Below are 12,199 nucleotides of genomic sequence, written 5' to 3'. Positions count from 1 at the left end.
ATTAAAACATAATGCAAAATATTTGTAATTTGTTTTGTTTTAGTTGTAATATGTTGTATATTTGTCTTGCTTTTCTAACAGTTCATTATTATTTATTAATCTTTAATGTAAGCAGAAACGAAAAAAAGTTATGATTAACCCCTTTCAGGTCTAAGAAAAAGAAAAAGAATCAACAACTTACAAGTTTTGTCTGCAAACGCTTTAAAAAATTAAACATTTGTATGAATAATTTAATATCAGTAGCGTTATCGCAATACGGAGTCAAAGAGGTGAAAGGCTCAAAAGATCATCCTCAAATTGTAAACTATTTTACTTCATTAGGTTTTGATGGAGGGAAATTTAAAGATGAAACCGCTTGGTGCAGTGCCTTTGCAAATTGGGTAGCCAAAAAAGCAGGTTATGAACACACAAACCAGCTAACTGCGCGCAGTTGGTTGTCGGTAGGAGACTCTACTACAAATCCAGAACCAGGAGATGTGGTGGTTTTATGGAGGGAAAACCCTAATAGCTGGAAAGGACATGTTGGGTTCTTAATTAAAGAAACCCGACGATATGTATACCTATTAGGTGGTAATCAAGGAAATAGTGTAAGTATTAAAGCATATCCTAAAAACAGGGTATTAGACTTTAGAAAACTAAAAAAGAATGGATAAATTTTCGCATTTCATTTTTTGGTTGCTTGCTTTATTGTCGCCTTTAAATGGAGTGTTAACTACCATGATGTTACTAATAGTAGTTGATTTTATTACAGGAGCTTATGCCTCTTTAAAATTACAAATACCTATAAAAAGCGAACGAATTGGACATACCATTTCTAAGTTTGTTATTTATAACTTGGTAATAATATCAGCTTATTTTTTAGAAAAACACATTGTAAATGAAGTTCCTTTTTTAAAAATAATAGCAGGATTTATAGCTATTACCGAAACAAAGTCAATTTTAGAAAACTACAACAAAATTTATGGAGTAAACCCCTTTAAAGCATTGCATAGTTTGTTAAAACAAGCGGGTATGCAAAGTACCTTAGAGCAAACAACCGAAAAACAAAAAAATAACGACAAAGAAAAAGTCTAGTCGCTAACAAATACAGTTTTTAGCGTCTCTTTTTTATCAAAAACAAATTTAAAAACGATAAAAAAGAACAAAAATGAAACAAAACAAAGAAACCTTAAAGCAATTTTTTGAAACAGGCGACAAGCCAACCCAACAACAATATGCCGATTTAATTGATAGTTATATCGATGCCAAACAACCCGAAGGAGAAGCAAACCGAAGGTTTGTAATTGATGAAACAGGAGAGGTAAGTGTAGCTTCTGAACAGCAAGTACCTGAATATACATTGTCACCTATTTCTGGAACTAATACCGTTGATTTATTAAAAGACGGTGTAAGCGTCTCACAAATTGATTTAACACCATATTTAGATAATACAAATTTATCACGATTGGTTTCAGGTACTGTTGATGCTAATGGATTGGCAACTTTTACACGTGATGATAACTCTACGTTTACAGTAGATTTGAGTAACTTAAAAGATACTGTTCCTCAATATCAAGCAGGAACAAATATTTCGATTGATACTACAGACCCAGATAACCCTGTTATCAATGCTTCTGGTGGAGGTAGTGGAGGAACTAACTTGAGTTACAGTCATAGTTTAACGGAAGGCACAATTATTTCTGACACAGGTACAAATGCAACTATTCCTGTCAATTCTAGAAACTTTGCAGGGTTAGTTCATGCATTTTTTCATGAGGAAAAAGATTTAAATAATGTCATTTTGGGACCTCAAATAAATTCTCCTTATACCTTTGATTTTTCAGGAAAATTTAAAAGAGTAGGAGGTATTGGTATGTATCAAATATTATTAACTAATATACAAACTACAGGCTCAACGACTGGAGTAACTTTAGAGGTTGAATTTAATACCATAGAAGGACCTAAAACTTATTTGGATAACTCAGATGTGGTTTGTATAAAAAAAATAACAGGATCAAACTTAACAAATCAACAGATACATGAATTAAAAGTAAGAACGTCTTTTGATGCAGGAGGCAATTTTTTGAATATTTCATTTGCAGATTTGGATAATAATATTGTTAAAGATGTGTCTTTTACTAATGGTTCAATTTTGTTGACAGGACTTATACAAGTAGAGAGTTACTCTTAAAATTATAAGTAGTAAAAAAGTCTAGCCACTAACAAAAGTAGTTTTTAGCGGCTCTTTTTTATCAAAAACAATTTAAAAACGATAAAAAAGAACAAAACATGAAACAAAACAAAGAAACTTTAAAACAATTTTTTGAAACTGGTGATAAGCCAACACAACAACAATATTACGATTTAATTGATAGCTATGTAGACGCTAAACAACCCGAAGGGGAAGCGAACCGAAGGTTTGTAATTGATGAAACAGGAGAGGTAAGTGTTGCTTCTGAATTAACTGTTTCACAATCAGATTGGAATCAAACAGATAGTACACAACCAGACTTTATTAAAAATAAACCAGAAGGAGGGTTACCTGTTAATTTTTATGAAGAAGGGACTTTTACTCCTATTTTAGTTGATACAGGTGGAGGAGCAACTTATACAATAGGTACAACAAATAAAGGAATTTATACACGTCTAGGAAATACGGTACGTTTTACTATAAATGTTCAACAAATTAATACAATAAATACACCTACAGGTACTGTTGAAATAGAAGGTTTACCTTTTGTAACGTCTGAGATTACACCTGTAACTGTAGGACAGATTTATGGAGGAGATGTTAATTTTTATAGTTGTAACGCACAAATTATTAGTAATAAAATAGGTTTTAATGTGCAAACGGGTTTTGATAATAGTAATGGTACAAGCCTCTTTCAATGTACATTCACTGGAGGAGAAATAATGATTTCAGGAACATATCAAACAAATGTATACACACCATAGTCAAAAACAAAAAGTTTAGTCACTAGCATTCGTTTTTAGTGCCTCTTTTTTATCAAAAAATTAATAATTAAAACAGATAAAAAAGATGAAATTAAACAAAGAAACAATAAAACAGTTTTTTGAGAGGGGAGATAAACCTACGCAAGAACAATATGCCGATTTAATTGATAGCTATGTAGATAGCAAACAAGAAGCAGGAGAAGCTAACCGTAGGTTTGTTATTGATGAAACAGGAGAAGTAAGTGTAGCTCCAGAGCAGCAAACACCCAAATATACTTTATCACCCATTTCTGGAACCAATACGGTCGATTTATTAAAAGACGGAGTAAGCGTATCACAAATTGATTTAACACCGTATTTAGACAATGCCAATTTAGCACGATTGGTATCAGGAACAGTCGATGCAAATGGATTGGCAACGTTTACACGAGACGATAACTCTACTTTTATAGTAGATTTAAGTAACTTGAAAGATACAGTTCCACAATATCAAGCGGGAACAAATATTATGATTGATAATGCCGATCCAGATAACCCAATTATAAAGACCTCAGATGCATTTGTTAATCAGGTTCAAAACATAGAAACTACGTTAACTAATAAATTAGATGTTAACGGTAATGGAAGTCAATTAACAAATGTTGATGCAATGACTATAAGAGGTAAAGATGCAACAGATTTTGTTGACAAAATATCTAATGAAACAATAATAGGAACTAAAACATTTAATACAGGAACTGCAAACCCAAATATAGTTTCAAATGTTTCAGTTGATGGACAGATAGGTTTGAGTATGACTAATACAGCTTTTTCAGCTAGCATATATACTCAAAATGATGCTGATGGAAATAACATATATTCTTTAAATAATTTGGATGGTGAAGGAATGGTTTCTGTTAATGAAGGCATAGGAACAGGAGTTTATTCAGAAAACAATTCTACAGGGATAGGAATTTATTCTAATAACCAATTAACAGGTACAGGAATAGACTCAGAAAACTATGGAGGAGGAATTGGGATAAGGTCTTACAATGGAAGTTTAATAAATTCAGGTATATATTCTATAAATGCTAGTGAAGGTACAGGTATTAAATCGTTTAATCAAGGTAATGGTGATAGTATTGTTTCTGATGCAGATGTAACAGCGGATGGTTATAATTATGTAGGACAAAGCCAAGGCACAAACACCTTTACTGTAGATAAATTAGGTAATATAGATACAGAAGGAGAAGTTTATAGTAAAGGAATAGTAGTTGATCCATTAGGCACCACTTCAGGAATAGCAGGCTCAAACTTTACCGTTAAAAAGAAATCAACCTCTACTAGTACCAACGCTTCTCAATTTATTGATGTAGATAGACAAGCTTCTTTAACGCCTTCTAATACAAATACCAACACTTTTGGCTTGGTAGCCAGAGTTGTAAATAATTCTACAGTTGAAGATGCAGGGGTTACTGGAAGTAACTTAGTGGGGAGAAATTCTAGCTCTAGCAACTTTAATTTTGCTTATGGAACTAAAAATACAGGAGAAGCTTCAGGTAACGGTGACGGAAATTTTGTTGTTGGTACAACTAATGATAGTAAAATTACAGGTGCTGCAACTATTGATTATCTAAGAGGTATTAGCTCATCAACAATTATAGATAACACTGGTGCTACTGCTAATTATATGCAAGGAGAGCATAATTCATTAGTCTTCACAAACGGTTCAGTAGGGGAAGCGAGCGTAATGTATTTAGATATAGATGGAGGTTCAGCTACAGTAACAGGTGATTTAGCTTATATAAGAGCAGGTAATGATGCTTTACCTACTGTAAATGGAAATTCTTATTTCATCAAATCAGAAAGCACATTACCTTCTGAATTTGCAGGAAGTATAAGTACAAGTAAATTAACTTCTACATCAATAAACACAACACCAGTAACTTTTACAAGTTTACCTGCTTCACCATCTATAGGAGATATAGCAACGATAACAGATGCAGGTTCAGTAGCGTATAGAGGAGTTGCATCAGGAGGGGGAAGTAATATTGCCTTAGTAATGTACGACGGAACAAATTGGATATATCATTAAAATTATACCATATAAATCACTTTGCAAAAAAATTAGGGTAGCAGCAGGTTAATATACAACCTCTATTTCTAGTGTCTAGAGAATAAGATATTTAGTTAATAAACACAAAAAGTTTAGTCGCTAGCATTTGTTTTTAGCGCCTCTTTTTTATCAAAAACAATTTAAAAACGATAAAAAAGAACAAAAATGAAACAAAACAAAGAAACTTTAAAACAATTTTTTGAAACAGGCGATAAGCCAACCCAACAACAATATGCCGATTTAATTGATAGTTATGTAGACGCAAAACAACCAGAAGGAGAAGCCAACCGTAGGTTTGTAATTGACGAAACAGGAGAGGTAAGTATAGCTTCTGAACAACAAGTATCAGAATATACCTTATCTCCCATTTCTGGAACCAATACTGTTGATTTATTAAAAGATGGGGTAAGTGTATCACAAATTGATTTAACACCGTACTTAGATAATACTAACCTAGCACGATTGGTTTCGGGAACTGTCGATACCAATGGGTTAGCTACGTTTACACGTGATGATAATTCTACTTTTATGGTAGATTTAAGTAACTTGAAAGATACTGTTCCACAATATCAAGCAGGTTCAAACATTACAATTGATACCACGGATCCACTACAACCCATAATTAATGCGACAGCAGGTAGTGGAGGAACTACAGATTTATCATACGATGTAGCAACGAGAACGGTAGCGTCTAGTTCAGGAACAGGTGCAGTTTTACCTCTAGCAGATGCTACTAATGCTGGATTACAAAAAGCGAATTTTTATGAAGAAGGTACTTTTACACCTGCTTTGGAAGACGCTAATGGAGCGTCTACATATAATTCTTCTATTGATGCGAGGTTTAAAAGGGTTGGGAATATTGTTCAGTTCAGTATATTTTTTAATGGAATAACGACAAATATAACTCCTTCAGGTTCTTTAAAAATAACAGGAATGCCTTTTTCAGCAGAAACAGCCCCTATGGGAACTACAATTAGTTTTAATAGAATGTTAGGTTCTGATTCGTCACAAATCCCTAATTCGGGATATGTAGGGAACACAACTCTGTATCTAAGAAATCAACCAACAGGAGCTACTTTAGATTCAGGGTATATAGCACCAACTTTTACAACAGGTGTTTTTGCATTAACAGGAACATACGCAACAAACTTATATACATCATAACCAAAAAACCAAAGTCTAGCCGCTAACATTCGTTTTTAGTGGTTCTTTTTCCTAGTAAATTTTAGTGTTCTGTGTCATTTCGAAAAGGTATACGTATGGGCAGGTTGAGCGCAGTCGAAACCTAACTTCTCAAAAACTCTACCTCTTCTTTGAACTGACAAACATTTTTCTAAACCCTAAAACAAAAAAGCATGAATTTTTTTAATAACAAAACCGATAGGTTGCTATTGGGCGTCATTATAGTGTTGTTATTTGTCAATCTTTTTAATAAGAGATATCAAAAAACAAATCCACAAACCCCAAAAATAACCGTAGTAAAAGACACCGTTTGGCAAACCAAAGTAGACACGTTTAAAGTACAAACGGTTAAGTATAAAAAAGTGTATGTACATAAAAATGATGTAACCAATATTGTAAAAGACACCATTTTTATAAAAGATACCACCAATTATGTAGCAGCAAAAATATATCGAGATACCTTAAAAAATACCGATATAGAAATTTACAACTACGATTTGGTAAAAGGAAAATTGTTAGATAGTCAGTTATCGTATAAACTCAAAGTACCCCGAGAAATAACCATTACCAAAACGATTGAACATCCGAAAACCTATAGAAGTGGCTTGTATCTCTTTAGCGAAATAGGAGGAAATCCACAAACCTTTGACAACCTTAGTTTCGGATTGCAATACAATCGAAAAGGAAAATGGTTTGCTAGTTACCGATTAAATATCAACCAACTCAATCAGCCCACCCATAATGTAGGTGTAGGCTACCGATTGTTAAATTAGAAGAGAAAGAAAATGAGTAATATAAACACATTAATAGAATACTTAAATCCTAAAAAACATAAGGGAGTCAGTAGCGGAACAGTCGAATATCATTTTATAAAAATTGACGAAGATTTTTTAAATGAAAACCAAGATGTTCTTTCTAAAAACATAACAAAATCAATAAAAAAGAAGTTAGAAGATCCGTTAAGTAGTCCGTATACAACAATCAATGCTTTTTCAGTTTTATATGTTGAGGTTAAAGCAGGTGAAATTTCATACTATTTTCAAAAAGAGATAAATGGAGTTACTAAATACTTAACCTTAGAAAACTTACTAAACAACCAGAGTAGCAACGATTTTTTTGTAGCGTTAGATGATAGCAATTTTGTAAAAATAGAAGAGCAAGACGAACTGTATTATCATAAAGCTCAAGAAGCAATATACATACGTAATACTCAATTGGCAGAAATACAGATATTCTCCAAAAGAGCATTGTACTATAATCCAAAAGAATTAGGAGGACTTACCAATGGGGCTTACCTTTTAGATTTTAAAGATGCAAAAGGATATACTGGAGGGTTTATAGAAAGAGTATTAGGTGATTTAACTGATGAAATAGATTCTTCTGATACTGCTAAAAGACAAGTATTGGTAGAGCTAAACCCTAAAGAAGGAAAGTTATATTGGTATCCTGATAAAGTGATAAGTAATAATAATGAAGTAACGTTGTTTTATGATTATCACCCTATAGAAAATGATGATTTTGACATTGACCCCTATAAAGAAGATTTTGCTATAAAGTTAACGTTTAAAAATGTAGAAGGGTTTTTAGGTTTTATGAAGGTAACATACTTTCAAAATGGAATATCTATTTTAGATACTTCAGAAGGGAGTAACAAATATAACTTTTGTAAAAAATACCTAGATATTATCTATTTGCTGTTAGAAAGAAGCAAAAATAATATTAACGACGCATTAACCTATTTATACTACATCCCATTAGAAGTTTTTGAAACGGAAGTTCTAAAGTACAGAGGTTCAAAAAATAAAGAAAGCACAACTTTTGGAGCAAGTTATTTATGGAAAACTATTGGAGTTGCCTTAGAAGGGATGTTAACTAATTACGGAGTTAACAGCGAAGACATTATTTTAAAACTACTACATGGAATAAAAATAACTCAAAAAGATGAAGAGTATAAGGTAAAAGAAAAAAATGATGAAGTTTTAAAACAACTCTTAATCCGTAAAACAAGTTCAAAAAACAGTTATTTATTAACATTATATGGAAAGTTAAATACAAGTTCTTTTGTAGCATATAGTACCTTTATTTATAAACTATGGCGTAATAGTAGTTTTACGAACCCAGCAAATGAAGTGTTTAGCAAAACGTCTCCTTTAGTAGAAACTAAAAACCCAAACACCCCAAGACTAATACTACCTTATAAAACGAATAAGTTAGCAGGTTTTTATAGTAGTAACATGAACTTAGAGTTTACTGAAACAGGAAATATTGTAGTAACTCCAAATGAAAGAGTTATAGCTGATGTAGTAAAAACACTTCAACCAGATTTAAGAGAGCTGATAGAAATTTTTACTGAAGAAGATTGGCAATCAGAATATCACCCACTACAACCTGTTTTTATTGCTGATGCTTCTAAGGATAAAGCCATTGAGGTACAACGTTTTTCGCCAATGCTGTTACTTAAAGCAAATGAAGATAAAAGCTTTTGGAGTAATATGGCTACTGCTGGTGAATATGGTGTAGATGCAATTACTACTTTATCAGGAGTAGGGAACTTAGCTAAGTTTAGGCATTTAGCACGTATTGTAAAAACTGCAGAAATACTCAATAAAAGCAATAAGTTTATACGTACGTATACCATATACAAGACAGTAAAAGGAGCGGCAGCAGGAGCAGAAATTACCAGTGGTACCGTAAATGCATTGTTAAAAATTACCAATGTTAAAGAAACTGAATTAGGAAAAGCCATAAGCGAATTCCTATTTTGGTTAGAACTAGCTTCCTTGTCTGGTGAAGTAGGTGCAGCTCTTAAAAAGGGATTACAAAAAAGCGCAAAAGAAATTATCGAAAACACAGACAATTTAGAAAAGTATTTAGATGATTTGGTAAAGAAAGGGGAGTTAAAAAGTAAGCAGAAAGTGTCTATATTTGAAGAAGTTAAGAATGTGGTAAAATCTACAAAAGCCAAAAAGGTTGGTTACGTAGAAGGCTTATATGATGCAATTGACTCTAAACATATACCCAAAGGTTTTGGTTTTGAAGATATGTCTAATTATGATTATGGTGAAGGGTTGGTAACGATTATTAATTACGATACAAATAAAAAAGGGTATTTTATAAGAAATTATAATTCCTCGGATAAATCATTTGTTTTTAATCATGGTTTCTTACAAATAGAACCATACAAAGAACTCCCTAAATGGGTAGATGATGTTGCAATACCTCTTGTTAAAGAAAAAGGAATACCAACTCAAACGTATTTCACATTAAGACAAATGAAATTGTTAAATATCCCAAAAAACGGAATTAAAAAAGTTAAAATGTCTGATATACAGAATCTTGAAACTATGGGGTATTTGTCAAAGCTAATGAAAGAAAAGAATATTAATGATTTTAATAAAATAGATATATTAGATGCCCCAAGCATGAATTATGTAAAAACAACAATGTTGCAAGCTGGATATAATTTAGAAAATGCTAAAATTATAAGTACTAAAAAAACAACTTTGGTTAAAGTGATTGATTTAATAAATTCTGGTTTTAATATAAATACTGATTATATGAAAAAATATAACTTAAGTGTAGATGACGAGTTATTATTTGGGTTTAATATTGAAATAAAAGCGATTAACATTAAAAATTAAACTATGGAACTAATAAAAATTTTAACAAAAAATAAAAAAGATTCAATATTTTTTAACTTAGAAGAAGTTATTTCTCAACTTGAACGATTTTCTGATTACTCTTTTGAAATAACAAATCAATTTGACCCTAATTTTAATGGATATTACCTTGTTCCTTATGGGGAAATATTGAAAGATAAAAACTATTTAGATTTAGAGAGAAGTAGAAATACTTTTATCTTAGGAATACCTTATAGTTCTATTTCGAATCTTGTAGAAAAAATTAAACCAATTGGACTTATAGATTCAAGGTTTATGGCATATGATAAAAGTAATTTTTACGGACCTAAAGATTTCTTAGAAGAAAAAAACTTAAAAACACTTATAAATTACAACAACTATTTAATGAGTTCATTCACTGAATTTCAAAATCAAGAAAATGCTCTAGCACAAACCATAATAAAGTATATTACTATGTATGATGAGTTTATTAAAGGAGAGTAATACGGTATTTAGCATAATGTTTTTGAATTAAAAAAAAATTGTAATGTTAACAGACAAAGAAATGCTTCAAATAGCAGAAAAGCATGTAGAAGAACTAGGTGAAAAAGCGGGTATTCCAACAATTATTTTTTATGATGGGGTAACAAAAAAAGAATATGGTAATATTTATGGCTACACGAGTAAAAAGTATTATGAAACAAAAGATGAAGAATATGCCGTAGCAGGAAATGCTCCTTTTTTAGTTAAAAAAGAAACAGGTAAAATAGTTACTTTTGGAACAGCGTTTTCGGATGAATATTATATAAAAGAATATGAAGAAGGTAGATTGAAATAAATAATTTGGTAAATAAATCTAAAAGAGTTATCAATATAATTGGTAGCTCTTTTTATTAAGTCAAAATATGATAGTGAAATTAAATTTATCTTTTTTAGACGAGGATAAAGAAGATCCGGATATATATATTAGATCCATATGGCGCTTATGAAGAGCTTGAACCTTTTTTAAAGGATGTAAAATATACCTTTAGTAAAATGATTAATGATGCTATTCATAGAAAACTAAATAATATACCGTTATAGAAGCTTATTAAAAATAGTGACTTAAATAAGTTTGTTAGAATTCGTTTTAAAACCCGAACAATTAATAATTCGGATTTTAAAACGAATTTTTAATTATAAAAAGCTTGTCAGCTCTTCCAGTTTTTTTCGACAAACGATAAAACTATGTATAAATGGCGGTACAAGATATTCAAAACTATTCCTATCAAAATATTTTTTCGTTACAAACAGTTCAGTTTGAAGAACTATGTGTGGTAAACTCACCACAGCAAATAGATCAATACAAGGTGTTTTGGATAAAAGAAGGAAAAGGTAGGTATAATATCGATTTTAAAAGTTACTCTTTTGAAGATGGGGTACTGTTTTTTTTATCACCAGGACAAGTATTTTCAGTAGATTCCGAAAAAATTAAAGAAGCCTATCAGCTTAGTTTTACAAGAGATTTTTATTGTATTCAAACACACGATGCTGAGGTGTCATGTAACGGGGTATTGTTTAATAATATATACGAAACACCTTTTGTAGTACCTTCAGAAAAAGAAACACAAAAATTAGATTTTATTCTTCAAAACCTAATAGAAGAGTTTGAGTTGGAAGAAACAGCTCAATACGATATGCTACAATCTCTTTTAAAACAGTTTATTGTATATTCTGTACGTATAAAAAAGGAAAAAGATGTTGTAAAGGAGAGTGTAGAAACCAAGCTTTTTAAAGATTTTAGCTTATTAGTAGAGCAAAATTTTAAAAAAATACACCGAGTTACAGGATATGCTTATCGGTTAGGCTTATCACCAAAATCACTAACAAAACACCTTCAAAAAATAGGAACGGAAACTCCAAGCGACTTTATAAAAAACAGAATTATTACCGAAGCAAAAAGACTGTTGTTGTACACAGATGATTCTATTAAACAAGTAGCTTTTGATTTAGGATTTAATGATCCTGCGTACTTTTCTCGATTTTTCACCAAAGCCACTGGGCAATCGCCAAAACAATTTAAAAGAAGCTATAGCTTGTAAAAGAAAAAACCACGCAACGCGTGGTAAACTACACAACTAATAAAGTTTTTTGTTACACTAATACAAACAACCTTTTCGACGATTTAAAAGTACTGCTATAAACGTGTTGTTATGTTATCTGTATTTTACGAAACCATGAATAAAAAGCTAGTTTTTTGTAAGAAAAATGTTAGCAAAAATAGCTTGTCCAAGTTTTAAGAACCTTTGTCCATTTTTTAAGGCTTATTCCTGTCGCACCTTTGTATCAGAATTCAAAAACAACGAATTATGAGAACAGAAATTAACCA

11 protein-coding genes are annotated in these 12,199 nt (G+C 31.3%); all 11 read left to right on the top strand.

All coding sequences use genetic code 11. The features are described 5' to 3' along the window. Positions 1-221: 221 nt before the first annotated feature. The 11 genes from ACKTTR_RS15430 to ACKTTR_RS15380 all read left to right on the top strand — a co-directional run bounded on the left by ACKTTR_RS15430 (position 222) and on the right by ACKTTR_RS15380 (position 11,912). Positions 222-653, top strand: coding sequence for a TIGR02594 family protein (locus tag ACKTTR_RS15430; protein WP_408028674.1), 432 nt, complete (start codon positions 222-224; stop codon positions 651-653). Further along, positions 646-1,074: a phage holin family protein gene (locus tag ACKTTR_RS15425; RefSeq protein ID WP_125066381.1), complete on the top strand. Its 429-nt coding sequence runs from the start codon at positions 646-648 to the stop codon at positions 1,072-1,074. The genes ACKTTR_RS15430 and ACKTTR_RS15425 overlap by 8 nt, the downstream gene beginning before the upstream one ends. A 73-nt stretch (positions 1,075-1,147) precedes the next feature. Next, on the top strand, positions 1,148-2,170 hold the full coding sequence (locus ACKTTR_RS15420; protein ID WP_408028673.1) for a hypothetical protein: 1,023 nt from the start codon (positions 1,148-1,150) through the stop codon (positions 2,168-2,170). Between the two features lie 98 nt (positions 2,171-2,268). Then, positions 2,269-2,934, top strand: a complete 666-nt coding sequence (locus ACKTTR_RS15415; protein ID WP_408028672.1) for a hypothetical protein — start codon at positions 2,269-2,271, stop codon at positions 2,932-2,934. Between the two features lie 85 nt (positions 2,935-3,019). Then, positions 3,020-5,008 (top strand): beta strand repeat-containing protein, encoded by a 1,989-nt coding sequence (locus tag ACKTTR_RS15410; protein WP_408028671.1) that lies wholly within the window; start codon positions 3,020-3,022, stop codon positions 5,006-5,008. Positions 5,009-5,194: 186 nt separating this feature from the next. After that, positions 5,195-6,193: a hypothetical protein gene (locus tag ACKTTR_RS15405; RefSeq protein WP_408028670.1), complete on the top strand. Its 999-nt coding sequence runs from the start codon at positions 5,195-5,197 to the stop codon at positions 6,191-6,193. A gap of 191 nt (positions 6,194-6,384) precedes the next feature. Beyond that, the gene (locus ACKTTR_RS15400; protein WP_408028669.1) at positions 6,385-6,984 is read left to right on the top strand and encodes a hypothetical protein; all 600 of its coding nucleotides are present in this window, start codon (positions 6,385-6,387) and stop codon (positions 6,982-6,984) included. A gap of 12 nt (positions 6,985-6,996) precedes the next feature. Further along, on the top strand, positions 6,997-9,852 hold the full coding sequence (locus ACKTTR_RS15395; protein ID WP_408028668.1) for a hypothetical protein: 2,856 nt from the start codon (positions 6,997-6,999) through the stop codon (positions 9,850-9,852). Between the two features lie 3 nt (positions 9,853-9,855). Then, positions 9,856-10,335 carry a hypothetical protein gene (locus tag ACKTTR_RS15390; protein ID WP_408028667.1) on the top strand — a complete coding sequence of 160 codons (480 nt, stop codon included), beginning with the start codon at positions 9,856-9,858 and terminating at the stop codon, positions 10,333-10,335. A 43-nt stretch (positions 10,336-10,378) separates the two neighbouring features. After that, positions 10,379-10,669, top strand: coding sequence for a hypothetical protein (locus tag ACKTTR_RS15385; RefSeq protein ID WP_408028666.1), 291 nt, complete (start codon positions 10,379-10,381; stop codon positions 10,667-10,669). A gap of 397 nt (positions 10,670-11,066) precedes the next feature. Continuing rightward, a complete protein-coding gene (locus ACKTTR_RS15380; protein ID WP_408028665.1) occupies positions 11,067-11,912 on the top strand; it encodes a helix-turn-helix domain-containing protein in 846 nt (281 codons plus the stop codon). Positions 11,913-12,199 lie beyond the last annotated feature (287 nt).

This window comes from Tenacibaculum litoreum (genome assembly GCF_964513915.1).
GTDB classification, from domain to species: Bacteria; Bacteroidota; Bacteroidia; order Flavobacteriales; family Flavobacteriaceae; genus Polaribacter; species Polaribacter litoreum.
This window is presented reverse-complemented; position numbering and strand designations above follow the sequence as displayed.